This window comes from Aeromicrobium yanjiei (assembly GCF_009649075.1).
Classification (GTDB): Bacteria; Actinomycetota; Actinomycetes; order Propionibacteriales; family Nocardioidaceae; genus Aeromicrobium; species Aeromicrobium yanjiei.
Map to the genome: position 1 here is coordinate 1554093 of NZ_CP045737.1, position 24655 is coordinate 1578747.

At 69.6% G+C, this 24655-nt stretch carries 22 protein-coding genes; 13 read left to right on the forward strand and 9 right to left on the reverse strand.

Annotated features, from left to right (window positions below; translation table 11 throughout):
- Positions 1–70: 70 nt before the first annotated feature.
- Entirely contained in the window at positions 71–655 is a 585-nt protein-coding gene (locus GEV26_RS07715) for a helix-turn-helix domain-containing protein (RefSeq protein ID WP_153652529.1), read from the reverse strand.
- Positions 656–721: 66 nt separating this feature from the next.
- Here GEV26_RS07715 and GEV26_RS07720 point away from each other — a divergent pair, with 66 nt between their 5' ends.
- Positions 722–1384, forward strand: a complete 663-nt coding sequence (locus GEV26_RS07720) for a class I SAM-dependent methyltransferase (protein ID WP_153652530.1) — start codon at positions 722–724, stop codon at positions 1382–1384.
- A gap of 220 nt (positions 1385–1604) precedes the next feature.
- Here GEV26_RS07720 and GEV26_RS07725 read toward each other — a convergent pair whose 3' ends face one another.
- Genes GEV26_RS07725 through GEV26_RS07740 form a run of 4 tightly spaced genes read right to left on the reverse strand, consistent with a single transcriptional unit; the run spans position 1605 to position 6432 of the window.
- Positions 1605–2795: an ROK family transcriptional regulator gene (locus tag GEV26_RS07725; protein WP_194839997.1), complete on the reverse strand. Its 1191-nt coding sequence runs from the start codon at positions 2793–2795 to the stop codon at positions 1605–1607.
- Positions 2792–3958 (reverse strand): xylose isomerase, encoded by a 1167-nt coding sequence (gene xylA / locus GEV26_RS07730; protein WP_153652532.1) that lies wholly within the window; start codon positions 3956–3958, stop codon positions 2792–2794. Before xylA ends, GEV26_RS07725 begins: the two co-directional genes overlap by 4 nt.
- Before the next feature lie 27 nt (positions 3959–3985).
- The gene (gene xylB / locus GEV26_RS07735; RefSeq protein ID WP_153652533.1) at positions 3986–5371 is read right to left on the reverse strand and encodes a xylulokinase; all 1386 of its coding nucleotides are present in this window, start codon (positions 5369–5371) and stop codon (positions 3986–3988) included.
- A 41-nt stretch (positions 5372–5412) separates the two neighbouring features.
- The gene (locus GEV26_RS07740) at positions 5413–6432 is read right to left on the reverse strand and encodes a glycerophosphodiester phosphodiesterase family protein (protein WP_153652534.1); all 1020 of its coding nucleotides are present in this window, start codon (positions 6430–6432) and stop codon (positions 5413–5415) included.
- 96 nt (positions 6433–6528) lie between these two features.
- On the opposite strand from GEV26_RS07740, the gene GEV26_RS07745 reads away from it, so the two are divergent.
- The 4 genes from GEV26_RS07745 to GEV26_RS07760 are packed head-to-tail and all read left to right on the forward strand — an operon-like array spanning position 6529 to position 10792.
- Positions 6529–7053 carry a flavin reductase family protein gene (locus tag GEV26_RS07745; RefSeq protein WP_153652535.1) on the forward strand — a complete coding sequence of 175 codons (525 nt, stop codon included), beginning with the start codon at positions 6529–6531 and terminating at the stop codon, positions 7051–7053.
- Between the two features lie 46 nt (positions 7054–7099).
- Positions 7100–8980 (forward strand): 1-deoxy-D-xylulose-5-phosphate synthase, encoded by a 1881-nt coding sequence (gene dxs / locus GEV26_RS07750; RefSeq protein ID WP_153655009.1) that lies wholly within the window; start codon positions 7100–7102, stop codon positions 8978–8980.
- 10 nt (positions 8981–8990) lie between these two features.
- On the forward strand, positions 8991–9899 hold the full coding sequence (locus GEV26_RS07755; protein WP_153652536.1) for a PAC2 family protein: 909 nt from the start codon (positions 8991–8993) through the stop codon (positions 9897–9899).
- A 20-nt stretch (positions 9900–9919) separates the two neighbouring features.
- Positions 9920–10792 (forward strand): acyl-CoA thioesterase, encoded by an 873-nt coding sequence (locus GEV26_RS07760; protein ID WP_153652537.1) that lies wholly within the window; start codon positions 9920–9922, stop codon positions 10790–10792.
- A gap of 10 nt (positions 10793–10802) precedes the next feature.
- On the opposite strand, the gene GEV26_RS07765 is transcribed toward GEV26_RS07760, so the two are convergent.
- Positions 10803–11684, reverse strand: coding sequence for a MaoC family dehydratase (locus GEV26_RS07765; protein ID WP_153652538.1), 882 nt, complete (start codon positions 11682–11684; stop codon positions 10803–10805).
- Position 11685: 1 nt separating this feature from the next.
- A complete protein-coding gene (locus GEV26_RS07770; protein WP_153652539.1) occupies positions 11686–13035 on the reverse strand; it encodes a 3-oxoacyl-ACP reductase in 1350 nt (449 codons plus the stop codon).
- A 148-nt stretch (positions 13036–13183) separates the two neighbouring features.
- Here GEV26_RS07770 and GEV26_RS07775 point away from each other — a divergent pair, with 148 nt between their 5' ends.
- Positions 13184–14512: an acetyl-CoA C-acetyltransferase gene (locus GEV26_RS07775; protein WP_208431039.1), complete on the forward strand. Its 1329-nt coding sequence runs from the start codon at positions 13184–13186 to the stop codon at positions 14510–14512.
- 156 nt (positions 14513–14668) lie between these two features.
- Here the strand turns inward: GEV26_RS07775 and GEV26_RS07780 are convergent, their stop codons facing one another.
- Positions 14669–15322: a TetR/AcrR family transcriptional regulator gene (locus GEV26_RS07780; protein ID WP_153652541.1), complete on the reverse strand. Its 654-nt coding sequence runs from the start codon at positions 15320–15322 to the stop codon at positions 14669–14671.
- A 51-nt stretch (positions 15323–15373) separates the two neighbouring features.
- Between GEV26_RS07780 and uvrB the strand changes: the two genes are divergently transcribed.
- The 4 genes from uvrB (at position 15374) to GEV26_RS07800 (ending at position 20319) form a co-directional block, all read left to right on the forward strand.
- Entirely contained in the window at positions 15374–17458 is a 2085-nt protein-coding gene (gene uvrB, locus GEV26_RS07785) for an excinuclease ABC subunit UvrB (RefSeq protein ID WP_153652542.1), read from the forward strand.
- Positions 17459–17480: 22 nt separating this feature from the next.
- On the forward strand, positions 17481–18263 hold the full coding sequence (locus tag GEV26_RS07790; protein ID WP_153652543.1) for an aldose 1-epimerase: 783 nt from the start codon (positions 17481–17483) through the stop codon (positions 18261–18263).
- A 15-nt stretch (positions 18264–18278) separates the two neighbouring features.
- Positions 18279–19040 (forward strand): aldose 1-epimerase, encoded by a 762-nt coding sequence (locus tag GEV26_RS07795; protein ID WP_194839998.1) that lies wholly within the window; start codon positions 18279–18281, stop codon positions 19038–19040.
- Positions 19041–19269: 229 nt separating this feature from the next.
- Complete coding sequence (locus GEV26_RS07800) at positions 19270–20319, forward strand: TerC family protein (RefSeq protein WP_153652545.1); 1050 nt, start codon at positions 19270–19272, stop codon at positions 20317–20319.
- Between the two features lie 61 nt (positions 20320–20380).
- Here the strand turns inward: GEV26_RS07800 and GEV26_RS07805 are convergent, their stop codons facing one another.
- Positions 20381–21826 carry an APC family permease gene (locus GEV26_RS07805; protein ID WP_153652546.1) on the reverse strand — a complete coding sequence of 482 codons (1446 nt, stop codon included), beginning with the start codon at positions 21824–21826 and terminating at the stop codon, positions 20381–20383.
- A gap of 139 nt (positions 21827–21965) precedes the next feature.
- On the opposite strand from GEV26_RS07805, the gene GEV26_RS07810 reads away from it, so the two are divergent.
- From GEV26_RS07810 to GEV26_RS07820, 3 genes are read left to right on the forward strand one after another with little or no spacing between them, the layout of a single operon-like run.
- Complete coding sequence (locus tag GEV26_RS07810; RefSeq protein ID WP_194839999.1) at positions 21966–23204, forward strand: cytochrome P450; 1239 nt, start codon at positions 21966–21968, stop codon at positions 23202–23204.
- A gap of 21 nt (positions 23205–23225) precedes the next feature.
- Positions 23226–24209: a hypothetical protein gene (locus GEV26_RS07815; protein ID WP_153652548.1), complete on the forward strand. Its 984-nt coding sequence runs from the start codon at positions 23226–23228 to the stop codon at positions 24207–24209.
- A gap of 32 nt (positions 24210–24241) precedes the next feature.
- Positions 24242–24523 (forward strand): hypothetical protein, encoded by a 282-nt coding sequence (locus GEV26_RS07820; RefSeq protein WP_153652549.1) that lies wholly within the window; start codon positions 24242–24244, stop codon positions 24521–24523.
- Positions 24524–24655: the final 132 nt, after the last annotated feature.

The window sequence follows — 24655 nt, forward strand, 5'->3', positions numbered from 1 at the left end:
GACCGGCGATGATGCCGAGAAAATCACGGACCTCCCCTAGACGCCGACCCTCATGCGATCGGCGGATTGCTCACTGTCCGGAGCGGACGTGCATGCGTTCGCCTTGGGGGCCGAAAAGGCCGATCACCTCGGCGGGGATGTCGCCACGGTTGGCGACGACATGGGGCGTGCGGGTGTCGAACTCCACGACCTCGCCCGGACCAAGGTTGATCTCGCGTCGATCCAGGACGAGGTGCAGTCGACCTGAGAGCACGTATATCCACTCGTACCCTTCGTGGACCTGAGGTCGGTACGGCTCCGGCGGGTCGTGCGGGGGGATGACGATCTTGAAGGCCTGCACTCCGCCAGGTCGACGCGTCAGGGGAATGAAGGTCCGCCCGTGGCGGACGATCGGCTTCGCGCGCACCCGGGGATCGCCCGTCTCGGGCGCATCGACGAGCTCGTCGAGCGGCACCTGGTGCACCCGAGACAGAGCCAACAGGAGCTCGAGGGTCGGCTTTCGCTGCCCGGACTCGAGTCGCGAGAGCGTGCTCGTCGAGATGCCCGTGTCGGCAGAGAGATCAGCGAGAGTCGCCCCGCGAGCGGTACGCAGAGCCCGCAGACGCGGGCCAACGCCGTCGAGGACGCGACTCGTGTCGTCCGGGGGGTCGGTCATGCGACAACTTTGCCACAACGGCAAGAAAATTTGCCGCGTGTCCGAAAGCGGCGCCATTCTGGGACGATGACCGACTCACACGCTCACGATGACCGGCCGCAGGACGCCCCGGACTACTTCGAACAGCCCGGCTGGGACCAGCGGTACTCCGGGTCCGAGAAGATCTGGAGCGGCCAGCCCAACCCGCAGCTCGTCGCGGAGGTGAGCACACTGACGCCCGGCACTGCGCTGGACCTGGGCTGCGGCGAGGGTGGCGACGTCATCTGGCTGGCGCAGCAGGGATGGAGCGTCACCGGCGCCGACTTCTCAGCTGAGGGACTGGCCCGTGCCGCCCGGCACGCGGAGGAGGCTGGCGTGGCAGACCGGATCGATTGGTGGCAGGTCGACGCTCGCACGTTCGACGCCGGGAGTCGCCGGTTCGATCTCGTGACCACTCACTTCCTGCACCCCGGCGGCTCGATGGTCGACGTCGTACGTCGCCTTGCCGCGGCGGTCGCGCCGGGGGGACATCTGCTCGTCGTCGGGCACGCCCCGTCGGAGACCTTCGCACAGCACAGCGCCGAACAGCACCGCGCCATGTGGCACGCCGAGGACCTGCTGCCCGCCCTCGTCGACAGCTTCGAGCCAGTGGTGGTCGAGGAACGTCCGCGCGTTGTCGAGCGCGACGGGAAGACCGTCGAGATCGGCGACGCGACACTGCTGGTGCGACGGGTCGGCATCAACGGCTGACGGCGACGCAGCACTTGCTCACGGCCCCTGTCGGAGGACATCCACGATGAGGGCTTGAGGCAGCCCCAGCAACCGTTACCCCTCATCTTCAGTCGGCTACGCGACGGAATATGAGGGTTTGCGGCAGCTCCGGCAACCGGTTTCCCTCATCGTCGCAACCAGCCGCGACATCTCTTGCGGTAATCCGCCCTGCACCACGTCACCCGGGCGAAGGCTCAGGTCAGAGCGAGACGGCGCCCGTGAACACGTCCGCGAGCGCGTCCTCCGCCGCGCCCAGCGCGGCGGCGTGGATGCCGAGGGTGCTGAGGCGGATCTCGGGGAGGTGGATGTCGGCAGACGGGATGCGTTCGGCCAGGACGGCGCCGGCGGCTGGGACGACGTACTCGCCCAGGGGGACGAAGTAGCCGCCGAGCACGATGACGGCGGGGTCGAGGACGGCGGCGAGGGTGGCGAGCCCGCGGCCGAGATGATGGCCGAGATCCTCGAGGGCCGCGCGGACGGCCTCGTCGGTGGCGGCCCGGTCGGCGACGGCGGTGGCGGTCTGCAGGGGAGTGGCGTGCTCGTCCATGCCGACCGCGGCGAGCATGGCTCGCAAACCGACCGAGGCCTCCCAGCAGCCGAGGCGGCCGCAGCCGCAGACGGCTTCGGGGTCGCCGATCGGCATGTGGCCGACCTCGCCGGCGAAGCCGGAGCCGCCGCGCAACAGCTGGCCGCGCTGCACGATGCCGGCGCCGATGCCGATCGTGCCGGTCAGGTAGAGCGAGTTCTGCACGTCCCTCGCGACGCCGTGCGAGGCCTCCGCGAGGGCCGCGCAGTTCGCATCGTTGTCGATCGTGGTGGGGCAGGCGTGGCCGAACGCGCCCTCCAGCTCTGCAGCGAGCTCGCGCCCGCCCCACCCGAGGTTGGGGGCCCACGACACCGTCCGGTTGTCGTGGGCGACGAGCCCCGGCACCGCGACGGTCGCGCGGACGACGGTGTGGCCGCTGTCCATCAGGGACGTACGCACGTCGGTCGCGAGCTCCACGAGCTCGGTCGTGCTGGGCGGCTGCCCCGCGGTCGCGACGGGCCGGGTCTCGACGACCTTGACGCGCCCCGCGAGATCGATGGCCACCGCTGCGACGTAGTCGACGTTGACCTCGAGCCCGAGCCCGAGGATCGACTCGCCGGTCAGGGTCACGGGCTTGCCGGGCCGACCGCGCCCGGACGCCGTAGGAGCCGTGACGTCCTCCGTCACGGCCCCTACGGCCGCCAGCTCACCGACGATCGTGCCGACGGTGGCCTTGGCGAGTCCGGTGCGCCGAGCCAGCTCCGTGCGCGTGGCAGGCCCCTCGGCCCGCAACGAGCGCAGGACGAGGCCCGTGTTCTGCCTGCGCACCTGCTCGGTGCCGGCCGGCGCACCGGTCGGACTCACGCGCCGCGCACTCCGTAGAGGTGCTCCAGGGCGAGCTGGTCGAGGTGCTCGAACGCCGCACCGCGCGCAGCCAGCTGCTCGGGATCGGCCATCTCGGCCCGCTCCAGGTCGGCCCAGCTCTCGCCCACGGACAGGGTCGGCACCGACAGCTCGGCCACCTTGGCGGCCTCGAGTGCGGCCTGCACCTCGGGATCGGCGCGGAACGCCTGCACCTTGTCGCGCAGGATCAGGTAGTTCGTCATGCAGCCGGCCGCCGCCGCCCAGACGCCGTTGTCGTCCTCGGTGCGGGGCGTCTTGAAGTCGAAGTGCACGGGTCCGTCGTAGCCACCGGCCAGGATCGTGTCGACGACCCAGAACGCGCCACGGACGTTGCCGGCGCCGAAGCGGAAGTCCTGGTCGTAGCGCGGGCCGGTCTGGCCGTTGAGATCGATGTGGAAGAGCTTGCCCTGCCAGAGGGCCTGCGCGTAGCCGTGCGCCGCGTTGAGGCCGGCCATCTCCTCGTGCCCGATCTCGGGGTTGACGCCCACGTTCTCGGGGCGGTCGAGGGTGTTGATGAACGCGAGCGCGTGCCCGATCGTCGGCAGCAGGATGTCGCCGCGGGGCTCGTTGGGCTTGGGCTCGATCGCGAACTTCATGTCGTAGCCCTTGTCGTGCACGAACTCGCCGAGGACGTTGAACGCCTCGCGGTAGCGGTCCAGCGCGGCAGCGATGTCCTTCGCGGCGCCGGACTCGGCACCCTCGCGGCCGCCCCAGGCGACGTACACCTTGGCGCCGAGCTCGGCGGCCAGGTCGATGTTGCGCATGACCTTGCGGATCGCGAACCGGCGGACGTCGCGGTCGTTGGAGGTGAACCCGCCGTCCTTGAAGACCGGGTGCGTGAACAGGTTGGTCGTCGCCGTGGTGACGACCAGGCCGGTGTCGTCCAGGCCCTTCTTCCAGCGCTTGATGATGGCTTCGCGGCCGGCGTCGTCGGTGCCGAACGGGATCAGGTCGTCGTCGTGGAAGTTGACGCCGTACGCGCCGATGCGCGCGAGGTTCTCCAGCGCGTAGACCGGGTCCATCTCGGCGCGGGTCGGCTCGCCGAACGGATCGCGTCCGCCGTAGGCGACGGTCCAGAGACCGAAGGAGAACTTGTCCTGGGGGGTGGGGGTGGGGATCGTCATGACATACCTGTCTTCAGTAGGGGGCGGTCAGGCCCAGTCGGCGGTGCGGTCGCGCAGCCGTGCGTAGGCCTCACGCACGAGAGGGGTCGGTTCAGCGGTGTGGGTCTCGGCGATCGCCGCGGCCCAGGTCGGGGGTTCGGCGGATCCGCTCAGCGCCCACGCCGCCTGCCGCGCGGCGCCCAGCGCGACGTACTCACCGGGGGCGGGCACGGTGACGGGGGCGCCGAGGAGCGCGGGGGCGAGCGCGTGGACGGCGGGATTGCCGGCCGCGCCGCCGACGAGCAGGATGCGCTGGGCCGGGACGCCGGTCATGCCGGTCAGCAGCTCGACACCGTCGGCGAGCGAGCACAGCAGGGCCTCGAACGCCGCCCGTGCGATGTCCTCGCGGGTCGTGGAGGACGTCAGGCCCGACCAGGTGCCGGTGGCGTCCGGACGGTTGGGGGTGCGCTCGCCGTCGTAGTAGGGAAGGAGCGTCACGCCGTTGGCGCCGGACGGCGCCATCAGCGCGAGGCGGCCGAGCTCGTCGTGGTCGACGCCGAGCAGGCGGCACTGCAGGTCGAGGATGCGCGCGGCGTTCATCGTGGTCGTCATCGGCAGGAAGCGGCCGGTCGCGTCGGCGAACCCGGTCACCGATCCGCTGCCGTCGGCGATGCGGGTGTCGCTGATGGACGAGGCGACGCCCGACGTGCCGATCGACACGACGACGTCGCCCGGCTGCACGTCGAGCGCGAGTGCCGCGGCCATGTTGTCGCCCGTTCCGGCCGCGACGACGAGCCCGGACGACGTGCGGTCCGCGACCTCAGCCGGCGCGACGATGCGCGGCAGCGACACCGCGTGGCCGAGCGCGGACTCCGCGAGGTCGGGGCGCCAGTCGTCGTCGGCGGTGGAGAAGTAGCCGGTGCCCGACGCGTCGCCACGGTCGGTGAACGCCTCGCCGCCAGTGACGTGCCGTGACACGTAGTCGTGGGGGAGCAGCACCTCGTGCGTACGCTTCGCGGCGTCGGGCTCGTGGTCACGCAGCCAGCGCAGCTTGGTCGAGGTGAAGGACGCGACCAGGACGCTGCCGACGGCCTCCGCGCACGCGTCGGGCCCGCCCAGCTCGTCGATCAGGTCGCGCGCCTCGCGGGCCGAGCGGGTGTCGTTCCACAGGATCGCGTCGTGGACCGGCTCCCCGTGGGCGTCGAGCGAGACCATGCCGTGCTGCTGGCCGCCGATCGCGACCGCGGACGCACGGGGGAGCAGCCCGTCGGTGGCGCGGTCGAACGCCTCGAGCCAGGCGCGGGGGTCGACGGACGTCCCGGCCGGGTGCTTGGCCGACTGCTGCGCCACGACATCGCCGGTCGCGGCATCGACGAGCACGGCCTTGGTCGACTGCGTGGACGAGTCGACGCCGAGAACGAGATCAGATGCCATTGACCCTGTTTAGTACGACTCTTGAACTAAGTCAAGGGTCCTCAGACGGCGAGCGCGCGGTGTCGCCGGACGCCGGCACCCGCTGCACGCCGCGACACCCAGCGATCCCGGCAGGCGACGGCCGTGTCGGGGTGGTCGGTGAAGACCGCGTCCACGCCGGCGTCGAAGAGCTCGCGGTACTCCGGGTCGGCGAAGCCGATCTCGTTGTCCGTGCCGGTGCGGAGCTCGGGCGGCAGGTAGCGGTTCTCGCTGCGGAGCGTCCAGACGTAGACGTCCAGCCCTGCGCGGTGGGCGCGCTCGACCAGCGGGGAGCGTCGCCGGGGGGACCGGCTCGTCGCGGGACGGACCACGAGCCGCTTGGGCACCGCCAGCGCGGCGGCGTACGTGGAGACCTGGTCGAGGCCACCGATGCGCAACAGGTCGGCGGACGAGTTCAGCAGCTGCAGCATGGCCAGGCCGCTGCGCTCGGACAGCGAGCGCAGCACCGCGGGGTCGTCCGCCTCGACCTGGATCGGGACGGCGGGCAGGTCTGCGGCGCAGCGGTGGAGGGCGTCCAGCAGCAGATCGTCCAGTGGCGCACCGGTCTCGGCGAAGTGCCGGGCGCTCTTGAGCTCCAGGCACAGGCCGACCCGCGTGCCCTGCTCGCGGTTGTGGGCAGCCACGAGCGCGATCGTGTCGTCGAGGGTCAGCAGCGGCTCGTCCGTCCACCGGGTGTTGTGGCTGCGGAGGACCGGGTGGCGCTCGCGGGCCCGCAGCATCGCGAGCTCCTCGAGGGTGAGGTCCTCGCTGAACCAGCCGGTGTGCTCCCGGCCGTCGATCACCTTGGTGGTCCGGCGGTCGCGCAGGGCCGCGACCTTCTTGACGTCGGTCGTGCGGGACAGCTCGTTCTCGTGGCGGCACAGCAGATGGCCGTCGGCCGTCGGCACGAGGTCGGGCTCGACGAGGTCGACGCCGCACTCCATCGCGATGCGGTACGACCGCTCGGTGTGCTCGACCGCGTAGCCCGGCGCGCCCCGGTGCCCGATGACCAGTGGAGAGCGGTTGGCCTGTTCGTGGCTCATGTCTCCCAGTGTCAACCTCGTCCATGACGGCCCGACGACAGACACGCGTCCCACAGGTGAACGTTCGACGCCCACCTGTCCTCGTACGCTGGCCGGGTGACCATCCACTCGGACCACCCGTTCGTCCCGCCCGAGGGCGACCGCGACCCGTTGCGCCGTCTGCGCGGCCGGATGCCCGCGCCCGTGACGGTGTGGGCGACCGGGACCGGGCGCAGCCGGGCGGGCCTGACCATCTCCTCGGTCCTGGTGGCCGACGGCGAGCCCGCGCGGGTGCTCGGGCTGGTCGACGCCGACTCGTCGTTCTGGGACGAGGACCCCGAGGCCTGGGTCGTCAACGTGCTGGGCGCCGAGCACCGCTTCCTCGCCGACGCGTTCGCGGGCACGGCCCCCGCACCGGGTGGGCCGTTCACGCTGGGCAGCTGGTCGGACAGCGACTGGGGACCCGTCCTGGGGGCGACGGCGGGCTGGCTGGGCGTACGCCGCGCCGACGTCCCGCCGCGCCAGGTGGGCTGGGGCCTGCTCGTCGAGGGGACGATCGAGCACGTCGAGGTCGGTGACGCCGACGCGATGGTGCACCTGCGTGGCCGTTATCAGGAGGTACGACCCAGCAGGCTCGGGTGACGTCGATAGACTGATTCCTATGGCATCTGGAGGGAAGGAGACAGCGATGGGCATCCTCGGCAGGCTGTCGGGACCCTCGGACCTCAAGCACCTCAGCGAGGACGAGCTCGATCAGCTCGCCTCCGAGATCCGTGAGCTGTTGATCGTGTCCGTGGCGTCCAACGGCGGGCACCTGGGCCCCAACCTCGGTGTCGTCGAGCTGGGCATCGCGATCCACCGGGTGTTCGAGTCCCCCAAGGACCGCGTCGTGTGGGACACCGGCCACCAGTCGTACGTCCACAAGATGCTGACCGGCCGCGCGAACGAGTTCGGCTCGCTGCGCACCGAGGGCGGGCTCTCGGGCTACCCGAGCCGATCCGAGTCCGAGCACGACTGGGTCGAGAACTCGCACGCGTCCACGAGCCTGTCCTACGCGGACGGCATGGCGAAGGCCAATCTGCTGCTCGGCAAGGACGACCACGTCGTCGCGGTCATCGGTGACGGCGCGCTCACCGGCGGCATGGCCTGGGAGGCGCTCAACAACATCGCCGCCGACCAGGACCGCCGCCTCGTCGTGATCGTCAACGACAACGGCCGCTCCTACACCCCCACGGTCGGCGGGCTGGCCAACCGGCTGACCGAGATCCGCACCAACCCCAAGTACGAGACGACCCTCAGCGCGATCCGCGAGCGCCTCAACGCCACGCCGTTCGGCGGCACCAAGGCGTACGAGGCGCTGCACGCGATCAAGAAGGGCGTCAAGGACGCCCTCGCGCCGCAGGGCATGTTCGAGGACCTCGGCCTGAAGTACATCGGCCCCGTCGACGGCCACGACCGCGCGTCCGTCGAGCGCGCCCTCGCGCAGGCCAAGAAGTTCGGCGGCCCGGTCCTCGTGCACGTGCTGACCACCAAGGGCCAGGGCTACGACATCGCGGTCGCCAACGAGAACGACCAGATGCACCAGGCCAGCCCGTTCGACCGCGCGACCGGCGAGGCCGTGACGATCGCCCCGGCCGGCTGGACGTCGGTGTTCCGCGACGAGATCGTCCGCATCGCCGACGAGCGTCCCGACGTCGTCGGCATCACCGCCGCGATGCTCTACCCGGTCGGCCTGGACGCGTTCGCCGACAAGTTCCCCGACCGCGTGTTCGACGTCGGCATCGCCGAGCAGCACGCCGTCACCAGCGCCGCGGGCCTCGCGATGGGTGGGCTGCACCCCGTCGTCGCGGTCTACGCGACGTTCATCAACCGGGCGTTCGACCAGGTGCTGCTCGACGTCGCGCTGCACAAGTGCGGGGTCACCTTCGTGCTCGACCGCGCGGGCGTGACGGGCGACGACGGCGCGAGCCACAACGGCATGTGGGACATGTCCCTGCTGCAGATCGTCCCCGGGCTGCGCCTCGCCGCGCCCCGCGACGGCTCGCAGCTGCGTGAGCTCCTGCGCGAGGCGGTCGACGTCGACGACGCCCCGACCGTCATCCGGTTCGCCAAGGGCGCGGTCTGCGACGACCTGCCGGCGATCGAGCGCATCGGCACGTTCGACGTGCTGTCGCGCGACGACGCCCGTGACGTGCTGATCGTGGCCGTCGGCGCGTTCGGCCACCTCGCCGCCGAGGCCGCCGATCTCGTTCGTGCGGCGGGCTACGGCGTCACGGTGGTCGACCCGCGCTGGAGCAAGCCCTTCGACCCCGCGCTCGTCCAGATGGCCGGCGACCACGACCTCGTGGTCACCGTCGAGGACAACGGCCGTCACGGGGGAGTGGGCTCGGCCTACACCCAGGCCGTACGCGATGCGGGCATCGAGACGCCGATCCGGGTGCACGGCATCGAGCAGGAGTTCCTCGACCACGCCAAGCGGGACGTCATCCTGGGCCGGCTGGGTCTCACCGCCCGGTCCGTGGCCGACGACACCTTGGCGCGGCTGGGCCGGAATAGCGCGAACGGGTGAGTGGTTGATCATGGCGATGAAGAACTGGCGCTTTCGACGAACCCCTGACCAGCCACGTCGCCGCGACGGCAGTGGGCCGGTGCTGATCCACGCCCTCGACGGATTCCTCGGGGCGGGCTCGGCCGCACGTCTTGCCGCGGCACAGCTGCGCACCGACCACGGCGAGGTCATCCACGAGTTCGACGTCGACGAGATGCTCGACTACCGCGCCCGACGTCCCATGATCGGCTTCCGCGAGAACCACTACGCGGACTACGACGAGCCCAAGCTGCAGGTCGTCCTCGAGCACGACGCCAACGGTGTGCCCTACTTCCTGCTCGCTGGGCCCGAGCCCGACTTCCAGTGGGAGCGGTTCGTGGCCGACGTGCACGACCTCATCGAGGAGCACGACGTCCCGCTGACGCTGGGACTCGGCGCCGTCCCGATGGGCGTCCCGCACACGCGTCCGGCCATGATCACCGCGCACGGCACCCGCCCCGAGCTCGTCGACCGGCAGAACCTGTGGTCCGCCCAGGTCACCGTGCCGTCGTCGGCGCAGTCCCTGCTGGAGTACCGGCTCGGGCAGTGGGGGCACGATGCCGCCGGCTACGTCGTGCACGTGCCGCACTACCTCGCGCAGATCGACTACCCGACCGCTGCGCTCGCGCTGATCGACGCCCTCGTCGACCGCACGGGCCTCGCGATCGACGTCGACGCGCTGCGCGCCCGCCAGGGTGCTGCGCTGCTGGAGATCGAGCAGCAGATCGAGGAGCAGGGCGGCAAGGAGCTGCTCGGTGGCCTCGAGGAGCAGTACGACGCGTTCACCCGCGGTGCGGCCCAGTCGCTGCTCGCGAGCGACGAGGACCTGCCGAGCGGCGACGAGCTCGCCGACCAGTTCGAGCAGTTCTTGGCGAGGCAGCGCAAGAACGACCAGGGCTGAGCGTCCTCTAGGGTGGGGGCGTGCCTGCTTCCCTCTCTGACGTCATCGGCCTCCTCGACCTCGAGCAGCTCGAGGTCGGCCTGTTCCGTGGATCGCAGCCCGAGTCGTCGTCCCTGAAGCGGGTGTTCGGCGGCCAGGTCGCCGCGCAGGCGCTGATGGCCGCGCAGCTGACCGTCCCCGAGGACCGTCACGTGCACTCGCTGCACCTGTACTTCATCCTCGGCGGGGATCCGACGATCCCGATCGTCTACGACGTCGAGAACGTCCGCGACGGTCGTTCGTTCACGACCCGGCGGGTCGCGGCGCGCCAGCACGGCGAGATCATCTTCTACATGACCGCGTCGTTCCAGGTCGTCGAGGAAGGCTGGGACCACCAGGACCTGATGCCGCAGGTGCCGTCGCCCGACGAGGCGACCCCGCTGATCGACATCATCGCGTTGCAGGGGCAGGATGCGGTCGATCACTGGACGAAGGAGTGGGCGTCCTTCGACATGCGCTACATCGGCGACAACCGGCCCGCGGACGATCCGCAGCGCAGGTTGGTGCCGGCCACGCAGCGGCTGTGGTTCCGTGCGGACGGCGAGCTGCCCGACTCCCGGCCCATCCACAACGCCGCGTTCACCTACATCAGCGACCTGAGCCTGCTCGGGGCGAGCCTCGTGCCGCACGGGCAGTTCATCGGCTCCGACCGTGTGCAGCCGGCGTCGCTCGACCACACGATCTGGTTCCATCGTCCGGTCTCGGCCGATCAGTGGCTGCTGTACGACCAGACGTCGCCGTCAGCGTCCGGCGCCCGCGGTCTCAGCACCGCCCGGGTGTTCTCGCAGGACGGAGTGCTGGTCGCAACGGTCGCCCAGGAGGGCCTGATCCGCCCCCTGACCCCGCGCACCTGACGGCGTCCGGTCAGACGCCGGGGACGACCCGTCCGACCAGGTGGGTCACGGGCTTCTTGGCGCCCTTGACCCCGAACGTGAGTACGTCGCCGTCCTTGCGCGATCCGAAGACGACCGTGCCGGGCAGCAGGATCGGCTTGCGGAACTCCACGTCGTTCGTGAACGTGTCGGGCAGCTTGTTGTGCACCGCCGAGAGGCTGCGCGCGAGCGTCCACATGCCGTGCGCGATGTTGGTCGGGAACCCGAACGCCTTGGCGGTCAGCGGGTAGAGGTGGATCGGGTTGCGATCGCCGGAGATCGCACCGTAGCGACGGCCCAGGTCTCCGCGGAGCTTCCAGTGGACGACCCCGTCGGGCGCCTCGACCCCGGCCAGGGGGACGTCCGTGGTCTCGGCCGATCCGCCCTTGTGCCGGGAGAACAACGTCATGACCTCGTCCCAGACGACCTCGCCGCCGACCGAGGCGGTCGTGACGATGTCGATGAGCGAGCCCTTGGGGTGCGGGCGGCGGTCCGCGGCGCGCACGGTGAGGTCGAAGGACTCGTCCACGCGGATGCGGCGGTGCTGCCGGATCGTGTTGCGCAGATGGACCAGTCCCATCGGCGCGAACGGGAACGCCGTGTCGGTCATCAAGGCCATGTGCAGGCCGAACGCCGCCATGTGCGGATACGGCGTCGGCAGGTGGTCGCCGCGGGGGAACCCGCAGACCTCGTTGTATGCGTCGAGGTGCTGCGGGTCCGTCACGACGCCGTTGCGCTGCAGCTCCAGATCGGGCGCCTCTCCTGTGGCGTGCTTGATCCCGGGCAGGCCGCCGACGACGGGGATCGCCGGCAGCGCCGCCTTCAGCATGAGGGGGAGCGTGGCGGGCGCCGTGTCGAAGACCCGGGTGGACATCTCAGGCGCCGATCAGGGCCTGGCCGCAGACCCGGACGACGTTGCCCGAGATCGCGGACGAGCCCGGGTTGGCGTACCAGGCGATGGCCTCGGCGACGTCGATGGGCTGACCGCCCTGCGACAGCGAGCTGAGCCGACGGCCCGCCTCGCGGATGCCGATCGGCATGGTCTTGACCATGTCCGTCTCGATGAAGCCGGGAGCGATCGCGTTGACCGTGATGCCGTCCTTGGCGACGCGCTTGGACAGATCCTGCACGAAGCCGATCACGCCGGCCTTGGCCGTGCCGTAGCTGGTCTGGCCGTTGTTGCCCGCGATGCCGGCGATCGAGGAGATGCCGATGACGCGGCCGCCGCGCCGGATGAGTCCCTGGTCGAGGAGCTCCGCCGTGATGCGCTGGGGGGCGCCGACGCTGATGTCGATGACCAGGTTCCAGTTCTCGGTCTTCATGTTCTTGAGCCGCTTGTCGCGGGTGATGCCGGCGTTGTGGACCACGATGTCGACCCCGCCGTGCGCGTCCTTGAGGGCCTGGGCGATGACCGCGGGCGCGTCCTCGGCCGTGATGTCCTCGGCGATCGAGGTGCCGTCGAGCTCGGCCATGAGGGCGTCCAGATCGTCCTTGAGGGCCGGGACGTCGAGGCCGACGATCGAGGCGCCGTCGCGGTGCAGGGTGCGGGCCATCGCGGCGCCCAGGCCGCGGGACGCGCCCGTGATGAGCGCGACCTTGCCCGCGAGGGGCTTGGCGGGGTCGGCGACCGCGTCGGCGTCCACGAGGTCGGTCAGCCCGAGGCGGATCACCTGCCCCGAGACGAACGCGGACTTGGGGGAGAGCAGGAACTCGAGGGTCGAGCCGAGCGCGCCCTCGGAGCCCTCGCCGACGTACACGAGGTTGGCGGTGCTGCCGTTGCCGCCGATCTCCTTGCCGGCGGAGCGGACGAAGCCCTCCAGCGCACGCTGGGCGATTGCGGCCGTCTCGCTCCCGGCCTGATCGGGGAGCCGGCCGATCACGATGAACCGGCCTGAACGGGCGAGGCTGCGCATCGCGGGGGTGAAGAACTGCTGCATCGTGGCGAGACCCGCGGTGTCGGTGATCCCGGTCGCGTCGAACACGAGGCCCTTGTACGTCTTGCTGTCGGCGCGGACGCCGACGGCCTCGATGCCGCTGGCCTTGAGCGTCGCGTGGAGAGAGGTGCCGAGGAGTCCGCCGGGGGCTGCGCCGACGAGGACGGTTCCCTTGACGAGGGGGTCGCCCTCGGTCCAGCGCTCCAGCACGGGGGGATTGGGCAGACCCAGGTTCTTGACGACGAACTGGCCGATCGGGTTGTGGGCGAGCGACTGGTAGTGGTCGGTCATGAGGCGGGTGTGTCCTATCTCTCGGATACCATTGGTATCTGGAATGATCTTGAAACTGTAGCCTCGGAAATCAGCGCCAGTCCAGCCACCCCGGATGCGGCGCTCATCACGTACAGCACCATCGTTCACGAAGATCGAGGAGACCGCCATGGCGGACACGACCCCAGCCAAGAAGTCCCCCGCAAGCCCGCAGCAGGTGCGCCGCGTCGCCGTCATCGGCGGCAACCGCATCCCGTTCGCCCGCTCCAACACCGTCTACACCGACGTGTCCAACCAGGAGATGCTCACCGCCGCCCTCGACGGCCTCGTCGAGCGGTTCAACCTGCAGGGCGAGCGGGTCGGCGAGTTCGCGGCCGGCGCGGTGCTCAAGCACAGCCGCGACTTCAACTTGGCGCGCGAGACCGTCCTGGGCTCCAAGCTCTCGCCCGACACCCCCGCGTTCGACGTCCAGCAGGCCTGCGACACCGGCATCCAGGCCGCTGTCCTCGTCGCCAACAAGATCGCGCTCGGCAAGATCGAGGTCGGCATCGCCGGCGGCTCCGACACCACGTCTGACGCGCCGCTCGCGATCGGCGACAAGCTGCGCAAGATCCTGCTCGAGGCCAACCGCGCGAAGGACAACAGGGCACGCCTCGCGGCGTTCGCCAAGATCCGCCCCGCGTACCTCGCGCCCGACCAGCCGCGCAACGCCGAGCCTCGCACCGGTCTGTCGATGGGCGACAGCCAGGCCATCACGACCAAGGAGTGGGGCATCACCCGCGAGGCCCAGGACGAGCTGGCCGTGACGTCGCACCGCAACCTCGCCGCGTCGTACGACGAGGGCTGGCAGGACGACCTGGTGACGCCGTTCCACGGGGTCACGAAGGACAACAACCTGCGGCCCGACTCCAGCCTGGAGAAGCTCGCGAAGCTGAAGCCGGTCTTCGGCAAGTCGTTCGGTGACGAGGCCACGATGACGGCCGCCAACTCGACGCCGCTGTCCGACGGCGCGTCGGTCGTGCTGCTGTCGTCCGAGGACGAGGCCGCCAAGAACGGCTGGACCCCCGAGGCGTTCCTCGTGGACTACGAGACGGCCGCAGTCGACTACTTGTCGGGCGCCGAGGGCCTGCTGATGGCTCCGGTGTACGCGGTGCCGCGCATGCTGGAGCGTCAGGGCCTCACGCTGCAGGACTTCGACTACTACGAGATCCACGAGGCGTTCGCCGGTCAGGTGCTGACGACGCTCGCGGCGTGGGAGGACGCGCAGTTCTGCAAGGAGAAGCTCGGCCTCGACGCGCCGCTCGGTGCGATCGACCGCAGCAAGCTCAACGTCAAGGGCTCGTCGCTCGCCGCCGCGCACCCGTTCGCCGCGACCGGCGGACGCATCGTGGCCAACCTCGCCAAGCTGGTGCACCAGAAGGGCGAGGGCAGCCGCGGCCTGATCTCGATCTGCGCCGCCGGCGGCCAGGGCGTCGTCGCGATCCTCGAAGGCGCCTGACCCCGCGCCGGGGGGACCGATCTTTCGGCCTTTCGGCAGCTGAGACACCACGAACGCAGAGACATCCGTTCCCCGGGGGACGGATGTCTCTGCGTTTGTGCAGCCGGAACGACGTAAACGTCGAAAGATCGGTCCCGGGCGGCGGTCGCGCGGGGGTCAGGCGGTGCCGCGGGCCATTGCCACGGCGGCGAGGGTGAGGAGCGACTTGACCTCGTCGAACGGCACGGGGCCCGTGACGGGCAGACCGGCGTTGTGCTTGCGGACCGCGAGCTGCAGCGTCACCAGGTTGAGGACGCCGAGAGCCTGCGTGTAGAAGATGTTGGCGAGCAGGTCGGGATCGCGGACGACGTAGTCGCCGGCCTCGACGCCGGCCTCCAGGATGCGCACCACGTGCGCCAGGCACGCCGTCATCGCGGTGCCGAGCGAGAGCATCACGGGCTCGCTGATCTCCTCGAGCAGCTCGTCACCGCGGCGACGCAGGAGGGCCTGGGCGCAGTCGACGAACGCCGGCAGGCGGACACCGAAGTCCAGGAACACCTCGGTGATGTGGCCCAGCCGCACGTCGGGGGTGTCCGACGCGTCGTCGGCCTCACCCAGCAGGCCCTCGAGCTCCTCGAGATAGCTGACCAGCGTCTCGGCGAACAGCTCTTCCTTGCCCGAGAAGTGCCGGTAGATGATCGCCCGGTTGATGCCGACCGCCTGGGCGATGTCCTCGATCTGGGCATCACGCACGCCGCGCTCGTCGAACAGGTTGCGCGTCGCTTCGAGGATCTCCCTCTTCCGCTCCGCGCGGCGCTCCGAGACTGCCATGCCGGACAGTCTAGGCCCGTCTTTGTCGGGACCGGGTCGTAGGCTCGTGGCATGAGGTCTGTAGCGGAGCTGCGTCGCCAGGTGGCGCCCATCGAGGTCGTGTCCGAATATCAGCCGGCGGGCGACCAGCCGGCGGCGATCGCCGAGATCTCCAAGCGCATCAAGGGCGGCACGCAGGACGTGGTCCTGCTGGGCGCGACCGGCACCGGCAAGACCGCGACCACGGCGTGGCTCGCCGAGCAGCTGCAGCGTCCGATGCTCGTGATGATGCCCAACAAGCTGCTCGCGGCCCAGTTCGCCAACGAGCTGCGTGAGCTGCTGCCCAACAACGCGGTGGAGTACTTCGTCTCCTACTACGACTACTACCAGCCCGAGGCGTACATCGCGCAGAGCGACACCTACATCGAGAAGGACTCCTCGATCAACGAGGAGGTCGAGCGCCTGCGCCACAGCGCGACCTGGTCGCTGCTGACCCGCCGCGACGTCATCGTGGTCGCGACGGTCTCGTGCATCTACGGCCTCGGCTCGGCGCAGGAGTACCTCGAGCGCATGATCGGCTTCAAGGTCGGCGAGGAGCTGCCCCGCGAGCAGCTGTTGCGCACGCTCGTCCAGGCGCAGTACGTGCGCAACGACGTCGCGAGCACCCGCGGTACGTTCCGGGTCAAGGGCGACACGGTCGAGATCTTCCCGGTCTACCAGGAGATGGCCGTCCGGGTGGAGTTCTTCGGCGATGAGATCGAGCGGCTCATGACGCTGCACCCGCTGACCGGCGAGGTGCTGAGCGACGACAAGGAGCTCTACGTCGGTGCCGCGACGCACTACGCGGCCGGCAACGACACGATGCACCGCGCGATGCGCACGATCGAGCTTGAGCTGGAGGCCCGCCTGGCCGAGCTCGAGGGGGAGGGCAAGCTCCTCGAGGCACAGCGACTGCGCATGCGCACGACGTACGACCTGGAGATGATGCAGCAGGTCGGCACCTGCTCGGGCATCGAGAACTACTCGCGCCACATGGACGGACGCCCGCCCGGATCGGCGCCCAACTGCCTGCTCGACTACTTCCCCGAGGACTTCGTGCTCGTGGTCGACGAGTCGCACGTGACGATCCCGCAGATCGGCGCGATGTACGAGGGCGACATGTCCCGCAAGCGCTCGCTGGTCGAGCACGGCTTCCGGCTGCCCAGCGCGATGGACAACCGGCCGCTCAAGTGGCCCGAGTTCCTCGACCGCATCGGCCAGACCGTCTATCTCTCGGCGACCCCGGGCTCGTACGAGATGGAGAAGGTCGAGGGCGATGTCGTCGAGCAGATCATCCGGCCCACCGGACTGGTCGACCCCGAGGTCCTCGTCAAGCCGACCAAGGGTCAGATCGACGACCTGATCACCCAGATCCGCGGCCGGGTCGAGCGCGAGGAACGCGTCCTGGTCACGACGCTGACCAAGAAGATGTCCGAGGACCTCACCGACTACCTCCTCGAGGCCGGCATCCGCACCCGCTACCTGCACAGCGAGGTCGACACGCTGCGACGCGTCGAGCTGCTGCGCGAGCTGCGCCTGGGCGAGTACGACGTCCTGGTCGGCATCAACCTCCTGCGTGAGGGCCTCGACCTGCCCGAGGTCAGCCTCGTGGCGATCCTCGACGCCGACAAGGAGGGCTTCCTGCGCTCGCAGCGCTCGCTGATCCAGACCATCGGCCGTGCGGCCCGCAACGTGTCGGGCCAGGTCATCATGTACGCCGACCGGATCACCGACTCGATGGCCTGGGCGATCGAGGAGACCAACCGTCGCCGCGAGAAGCAGGTGGCCTACAACACCGAGCACGGGATCGATCCCACGCCGTTGCGCAAGAAGATCGGTGACATCACCGACATGCTCGCGCGTGAGGACGCCGACACCGCCAACCTGCTGGCCGCGACCGGAGACAAGCGCCGCAAGGGCGCCGCGGTGTCGCTGGGGCAGCACACCGCCGACCTGGCCAATCTGCCGTCCGGCGAGCTCGCCGAGCTCATCGAGCAGCTCAGCGAGCAGATGAGGTCGGCCGCCGCCGAGCTGCAGTTCGAGGTCGCCGCCCGGTTGCGCGACGAGATCAGCGATCTGAAGAAGGAGCTGCGCAGCATGATCGAGGCGGGCGTCTGACCGCCTCGGGCAGGATGTCCTGATGACCGACGTCCTGGAGAACGACCGCGTACGCGCCACGATCGACCCGGCTCGCGGTGCCCGGCTCACGAGCCTGGTGATCGACGGTCATGAGCTGCTGGCGCGGGCCGAGGACCCGAGCGTCGACCCGGCCATCGCCGACGGCTGTTTCGCGATGGTGCCGTGGGCCGGTCGTGTCCGCGAGGGTCGGTTGCGGACGGCCGACGGCGTGCACCAGCTGCCGGTGTCCGACGACGGCAACGCCCTGCACGGCCTCGGCCACGTCGAGGTGTGGGACGTCGTGGGGGAGGGCCGCTACCGGCTGGGTCTCGGCGAGCCGTGGCCGACGACCGGCACGGCGTCCCTGACCTACCGCCTGCTCGACGCGGGCCTGCGCATCGAGCTGTCGTGGGACGACGGCACCGCATCACCGTGCTCGATCGGACTGCACCCGTGGTTCCCGCGCAGGCTGCCGACCGGCCAGGAGGTCGTGCTGTCGTTCGATCCCGAGACCATGGTCGAGCGGGGGGACGACGGGCTGCCCACCGGACGCCTGGTCGAGCCATCACCCGGGCCGTGGGACGACTGCTTCCGCGTGGCCGGGTCGCCCGTGCTCAGCTGGCCGGGTGCGGTCCGGCTGCGCCTGAGCTCGAGCTCGCCGTGGTGGGTCGTGTACTCGCAGCCGGAGTCGACGATCTGCGTCGAGCCGCAGACCGCTCCGCCGGACGCCTTCGACCACGCCTCCCTGCAGCCGACCGGCGGCTGGCCTCACCACCTGTGGTTCGAGCTGGACGCCGCCGAGTAGGCGAGACTGGTCCCTGTGAACCCCGTCATCGAGAACGCGCGCATCCGCGCAGAGATCGACCCGAGCCTCGGAGCCCGACTCCACCAGCTGACGATCGACGGCCTCGAGCTGCTCGGTCCCGACGGCTGCTTCCCGATGGTGCCGTGGGCCGGCCGCATCCGCGACGGCCTGCTCCACGTCGACGGGCAGACGTACGAGCTGCCGCAGGCGCCCGACGGCCACGCGATCCACGGGCTGGGCCGCAAGATCGAGTGGGAGAACGCGGGCGACGGGGTGTTCCGGCGGCGTCTGGGTGCTCCGTGGCCCAGCGAGGGGACTGCCGAGCTGCGCTACACGCTGCTCGACGACGGCCTGCGCATCGAGCTGTCGTGGGACGACGGCACGGACCTGCCGTGCTCGATCGGTCTGCACCCGTGGTTCCGGCGTCGTCTCGCCACGGGCGAGGAGATCTCGATGTCGCTGGACATCGACGAGATGGTCGAGCGCGGGCCCGACGGTCTGCCCACCGGCCACCTGGTCGCGCCCAAGGAGCAGCCGTGGGACGACTGCTTCCGGCTGGGCCTGCCTCCCGTCCTGACCTGGCCCGGAGCGCTCGAGCTGACCCTCACGGCGTCCACCCCGTGGTGGGTCGTGCTCACCGACCGGGAGCACTTCGTGTGCGTCGAGCCGCAGACCGCGCCGCCGGACGCCTTCGACCACCCGACCCTGCAGCCCGAGGGCGGATGGCCGCGCAGCCTGTGGTTCGAGCTCCGGGCCCGCTCGCTCCGGACCAGCTGACGACAGTGCGCGGACGCTGCCACGGCGTTCGTCTGGCATTGCTGACACAATGGTGCGCGGAGGGGAGTATTCCCTGATCGCAGAGCCGTCATCACGGTGACTCCCAGCAGTCACCCGGTTCTGCGGGCCGCATCCCCGGCGGAAGAGACCTCCGGCGCAGCGACGACCGGAGGTCCAGCCAGTGTTTCTTCCCCTCGCCGAACAGGCGGCCCGAGACGAGACGATCGGCATGTCCGTCTCGCAGACCGAGTGGATCGTGACGATCAGCGTCACGATCGCAGTGCTCCTGTTCGACATCATCATCGTGGCTCGCAAGCCGCACGAGCCGACGCTCAAGGAGTGCGCGGCCTATCTGACCGGCTACGTCGGCCTCGCGATCGCGTTCGGCATCTGGGTCATGGTCCACCACGACGTGAAGCCCGGCCCGGGTGAGAAGGGCGGCGACTTCGGTCTGCAGTTCTTCGCCGGCTGGTTGACCGAGTACAGCCTCTCGATCGACAACCTGTTCATCTTCCTCATCATCATGGCGAGCTTCAAGGTGCCGAGGAAGCTGCAGCAGGAGGCGCTGCTGGTCGGCATCATCATCGCGCTGGTCTTCCGCGGCATCTTCATCGCGATCGGCGCCGTGGCGATCGAGAACTTCTCCTGGATCTTCTACATCTTCGGCGCGTTCCTGCTCTGGACCGCCTACACGCTGGTGAAGGACAAGGACCACGACGACGACGGTGAGAACGCGGTCGTCCGCATGGCCCGCCGGTTCTTCAACGTCAAGGACGAGTGGCACGGCCTCAAGTTGTTCATCAAGGAGAACAAGAAGACCTACATCACGCCGATGTTCCTGGTCATCTTGTCCCTCGGCACCACCGACCTGCTGTTCGCGCTCGACTCGATCCCCGCGATCTACGGTCTGACGCAGGAGCCGTACCTGGTCTTCACCGCCAACGTCTTCGCCCTGATGGGTCTGCGCCAGCTGTACTTCCTGCTGGGCGATCTGCTGACCAAGCTGATCTACCTGTCGCAGGGTCTCTCGGTCCTGCTGGCGTTCATCGGCGTCAAGCTCGTGCTGCACGCCCTGCACGAGAACGAGCTGCCGTTCATCAACGGCGGTGAGCACGTCAAGGTCCCCGAGATCCCGACGCTGCTGAGCCTCGGCGTGATCGTCGGCGTCCTCGCCGTCACGGCCATCGTCAGCCTCACGGTGTCCTCGCGTCGCGAGCGGGCCGGACTGGCGGCGGACGGCCAGCCCAAGTCGAGCGATCCGGACGACACGCAGCGCTGAACCTCCCACCACGACAGCGCCCCCGGCCACCTCCTGGTGACCGGGGGCGCTGTCGTCGTGATCACTCGAGCGAGTCGACGTCCTGGAAGTTGCTGTCGCCCTGGCCTGTCGCCTTGTTGATCGCGAAGGTGATGACCCACAGCACGATGCCGATGACCATCAGCCCGCCCGCGATCTCGTAGACGATCGAGTCGCGCTCGACCCACGGGCCGGCGAGGAACAGGCACAGCAGGGCACCCACCACCGGGAGCGGACCGGGGGAGCGGAACACCGTCTTGACGTGGTCGTGCTTCTTGCGCCGCAGCACCATGCACGCGATGTTGACGACGGCGAACACGCACAGCAGCAGCAGGGACGTCACCGTGGCCAGGTTGACCACGATGTCGCTGTCGGGATCCTGCCGGACGTAGAGGATCAGCCCGAGCGCGAGGAGCGTGGTGAACAGGATGCCGGCCCAGGGGGTGCGGCGTCCCGGCAGCACCGCGCCGAGCTGGCGGGGGAGCACGTCCTGACGGGCCATGCCGTAGATCAGACGGCTCGCCATGAGCATGTTGATCAGCGCGGTGTTGGCGACCGCGAAGACGGCCAGGAACGGGAAGACCTTGTCGATCGGGAAGTCGGGCGCGCCGATCGAGACGACCGACAGCAGGGCCCGATCGCCGTTGTCGTTGATCTCCTTGATCTGGTCGGACGTCAGCACGCTGACGACCGAGATGGCCACCAGCATGTAGAGGATGACCGCGATGCCAAGACCGGTCAGCATGGTGCGCGGGAAGATCTTCTGCGGGTTCTCGACCTCCTCGACCATGTTGACCGCGTCCTCGAAGCCGACCATCGAGAAGAAGGCGATCGAGGTGGCGGTCGTGACAGCGAGGAACATGCCCTTGTCGTTGGCGTCCTCGAAGACCGTGATGCGGCTGAGGTCGCCGTCGCCCTGGGCGATGACGTAGAAGCCGACGCCGATGACGATGAGCAGGGCGCTGATCTCGACGAGGGTGAGGACGACGTTGAACTTCACGCTCTCGCCAACGCCCCGCAGGTTGATGACGGCCAGCAGCACCATGAAGCCCATCGCGACCGCGGTGATGGTGCCTTCGCTCACGTCGCCGTCGATCCAGCCGTTGATCTGCAGGCCGTCGGTGAGGAAGCCGGCGAGGGTCGCAGAGGCCGTCGAGGCGCTCGTGATGCCCGAGCACACCACGGCGAACGCCACGATGAAGGTGATGAAGTGCACCCCGAACGCCTTGTGCGCGTAGAGGGCGGCGCCGGCGGCCTGCGGATATTTCGTCACGAGCTCGAGGTACGACAGCGCCGTGACCGTCGCGACGATGAAGGCCAGGAGGAACGGGAGCCACACGATGCCGCCGACCCCTGCGGCCATCTCACCGGTGACGGCGTAGACGCCGGCGCCGAGGATGTCGCCGACGATGAAGAGCAGCAGGAGCCTGGGGCCCATCACTCTCTTCAGCTCGTGAGGCTGGCCTGATTCGGCGGTGTCGGTGCTCATGAACCCCCCTGAGAACTGCGCGCCTGAGGGTGGCGCGTTCGTCTCACCCTCTACCGGCTGACCGCCCCGCGCAAGGCAGCCGTGTAGTTTCATCTGCGTGTTAGAGGTCAAGGGGAGAGTCCGCCGCTGGGTCGGGCGCATGCTGGTCAAGCGCATCCAGAAGAACGGGATCGACCTGAGCGCCCTGTCGTTCATCCCTGAGCTGACCAAGGTGCCGCTGCAGCGTGACGTCATGGACCCGCTGCCGCAGATCGCCGAGTGGCGCGCGAGCGAGCCGATGCGCAAGCTCGAGCTCCCGTTCACCTTCACGGCGTACCTCGTGACCGGCTACGACGAGGCGCGGACCGTCCTCACCGACCGGGACAGCTACAGCAACGACATCCGCCACCTGTTTCACGGCGACGGCCCGGCGACCGCGGACGACATCGGTGGCCTCGGGTTCACCGACCCGCCGCTGCACACCCGCCTGCGCAAGATCGTGACCCCCGAGTTCACGATGCGCCGCCTCGCCCGGCTCGAGCCCCTCATCACCGAGTTCGTGGACGCCCAGCTCGACCAGCTCGAGGCCGAGGGGCCGGGTGCTGACCTGTGCAAGGCGGTCGCGTTCCCGATCCCGTTCCAGACGATCTGCGCCCTGCTGGGCCTGGACTACGCCGACAGCCAGGCGTTCGCCAAGCTGGGCAGCGACCGCTTCGACGCCACCAACGGCGGTGCGGCGGCGTTCGGCGCGGTCTCGGACCAGCGCAAGTTCCTCTTCGAGGCGGTGGCGCGCCAGCGCAAGCAGCCCGGTCCCGGACTGCTCGGCCAGATCATCCGCGACGAGGGCGAGACGATCTCGGACTTCGACCTCGCGGGACTCGCCGACGGCGTCTTCACCGGTGGCTTCGAGACCACGGCCGGCATGATCGCTCTCGGCACGATCGTGCTGCTGCGCGATCCCGAGCACGCCGAGCTGATGCGTCGCGGCGACCCCGCCGACGTCGATCGCATCGTCGAGGAGCTGCTGCGCTACCTGTCGGTCGTGCAGGTCGCCTTCCCGCGGTTCGCGAAGCGCGACATGGAGCTGTTCGGCACCCAGGTCAAGGCCGGTGACGTCATCCTCACCTCGCTGGCGGGCGCCAACCGCGATCCCGACTCGGCCGGCGAGGACCCCGACGGCTTCGACCCCTTCCGTACGCCGTCCAGCGGCCACCTCGCGTTCGGCCACGGCATCCACCGCTGCATCGGCGCCGAGCTGGCCCGCATGGAGCTGCGCATCGCGCTGCCCAAGCTGTTCCAGCGGTTCCCGGACCTCGCGCTCGCGAAGCCGCAGCACGAGCTCAGCTTCCGCCAGCTCTCGTTCGTCTACGGGGTCGACGAGCTCAAGGTGAACTTCTAGATCGTCCCCTAGGGTGTCGCCATGATCGCCCCCGCCGAGACCGGCACTCGCATCGAGGCATGGTTCGACGACCACGGGCTGCCGTACTTCACCGGCGACCACGCGGACCGGGTCGAGGGGTGGCTGTCCAGCAAGCGGATCGTCGCCGCGATCGTGCTCATCATCGGCGTCTCGATCACCATCGGGGTCGCGGTGGGTGCGGTGTGGGCCGATCAGGGGTCCGTGGGGACGTTCGTGGGCGTCCTGGTGTTCCTGGCGCTGCTGGGCCTGTTCGCCGGCCGTCTGCTGCGCATGGGCACGATGCTGCGGTGGGCCGCCCGCCGCACGTTCGGCTCGCTCGGCCTGATGTTCCCGTTGCTGACGCGCGCACTGCCGCTCCTGCTGCTGGCCGTCACGTTCTTGTTCATCAACGCCGAGGTGTGGCAGGTCGCGGCGCTGATGTCGCGCCACGTGCTGTGGCTGGCGGTCCTGTTCTTCGCCGTGATCGCGGTCGTGTTCCTGCTCGCTCGGCTGCCGGAGGAGGTGCGACGCGTCGAGCGTGAGGTCGTCGGTGACCGGGTCGCCGAACGGTGCGTCGGCACGCCCGCGGAGGAGGCGTCGCGGTCCGTCACCGCGCTGCCCGCCGATCTGCCGCGGTTCGCCCGGGTCAACCTCGTGCTCGTCCTGCTGTTCAACCAGGCGATCCAGGTGTTGCTGCTGACGCTCGGCCTCTTCGCGTTCTTCATGGTGTTCGGGTCGCTGACGATCCCCGACGGCACCGTCGAGGCGTGGACGGGGGAGACCGTCACCCGCCTGCCGTCGGCTCTCGGCCGGCACGTCCCGGTCACCAACGAGCTGTTCCAGGTCGCGGTGTTCCTCGCCGCCTTCGCAGGCCTCTACTTCACGGTCTACGCCGTGACCGACGAGACGTACCGCTCGCAGTTCTTCGCCGGCCTGTCCGCCGAGCTCGAGCAGGCGGTCGCGGTCAACGCGGTCTACGTCTCGCTGGCGCGAGACCCCCACTAGAACACCTGTTCGAGTCGGCGTACGCTGGTCGGGTGAATCCGAACGGGACGAGGAACGGCAGGCCCCTCGCGGCCGGTGACCCGTACGCCGTGCCGGTGCCGCAGCCGCCGCCGGTCTATCACGTGTGGGTCAACCTCTCGAACCTCACGACCCAGGTCGCGCAGGAGTACCCCGGTCTCGTGCTCGGGTGGCGGCGCTCGTCCGACGGCTACGAGGCGCAGGTCGTCTACATCATCCCGGGCAAGACGCAGCGGCACAGCGACGCGTCGCAGATCGCCTGGCTGCCGGCCAGCAAGCTCAAGCCGCGCGAGTGATGTGGCTGTCCGACGCGCAAGCGTTGATCTCACGCGAGGCGGGATCGTGGCCAGGGCGCTACCAGAGCGTGCTGTCTGCAGTAGCGTGTGGCGTTGCGAGGATGAGGTCATGACGCGAGTCGGGAGGTGCAG

Excerpts from the sequence above, each read along its gene's own strand:
- GEV26_RS07715 (WP_153652529.1), bottom strand. The coding sequence starts at position 655 with ATGACCGACCCCCCGGACGACACGAGTCGCGTCCTCGACGGCGTTGGC.
- GEV26_RS07720 (WP_153652530.1), top strand. The coding sequence starts at position 722 with ATGACCGACTCACACGCTCACGATGACCGGCCGCAGGACGCCCCGGAC.
- xylA (WP_153652532.1), bottom strand. The coding sequence starts at position 3,958 with ATGACGATCCCCACCCCCACCCCCCAGGACAAGTTCTCCTTCGGTCTC.
- xylB (WP_153652533.1), bottom strand. The coding sequence starts at position 5,371 with ATGGCATCTGATCTCGTTCTCGGCGTCGACTCGTCCACGCAGTCGACC.
- GEV26_RS07740 (WP_153652534.1), bottom strand. The coding sequence starts at position 6,432 with ATGAGCCACGAACAGGCCAACCGCTCTCCACTGGTCATCGGGCACCGG.
- dxs (WP_153655009.1), top strand. The coding sequence starts at position 7,100 with ATGGGCATCCTCGGCAGGCTGTCGGGACCCTCGGACCTCAAGCACCTC.
- GEV26_RS07755 (WP_153652536.1), top strand. The coding sequence starts at position 8,991 with ATGGCGATGAAGAACTGGCGCTTTCGACGAACCCCTGACCAGCCACGT.
- GEV26_RS07765 (WP_153652538.1), bottom strand. The coding sequence starts at position 11,684 with ATGTCCACCCGGGTCTTCGACACGGCGCCCGCCACGCTCCCCCTCATG.
- GEV26_RS07770 (WP_153652539.1), bottom strand. The coding sequence starts at position 13,035 with ATGACCGACCACTACCAGTCGCTCGCCCACAACCCGATCGGCCAGTTC.
- GEV26_RS07775 (WP_208431039.1), top strand. The coding sequence starts at position 13,184 with ATGGCGGACACGACCCCAGCCAAGAAGTCCCCCGCAAGCCCGCAGCAG.
- GEV26_RS07780 (WP_153652541.1), bottom strand. The coding sequence starts at position 15,322 with ATGGCAGTCTCGGAGCGCCGCGCGGAGCGGAAGAGGGAGATCCTCGAA.
- uvrB (WP_153652542.1), top strand. The coding sequence starts at position 15,374 with ATGAGGTCTGTAGCGGAGCTGCGTCGCCAGGTGGCGCCCATCGAGGTC.
- GEV26_RS07790 (WP_153652543.1), top strand. The coding sequence starts at position 17,481 with ATGACCGACGTCCTGGAGAACGACCGCGTACGCGCCACGATCGACCCG.
- GEV26_RS07800 (WP_153652545.1), top strand. The coding sequence starts at position 19,270 with ATGTCCGTCTCGCAGACCGAGTGGATCGTGACGATCAGCGTCACGATC.
- GEV26_RS07805 (WP_153652546.1), bottom strand. The coding sequence starts at position 21,826 with ATGAGCACCGACACCGCCGAATCAGGCCAGCCTCACGAGCTGAAGAGA.
- GEV26_RS07810 (WP_194839999.1), top strand. The coding sequence starts at position 21,966 with ATGCTGGTCAAGCGCATCCAGAAGAACGGGATCGACCTGAGCGCCCTG.
- GEV26_RS07815 (WP_153652548.1), top strand. The coding sequence starts at position 23,226 with ATGATCGCCCCCGCCGAGACCGGCACTCGCATCGAGGCATGGTTCGAC.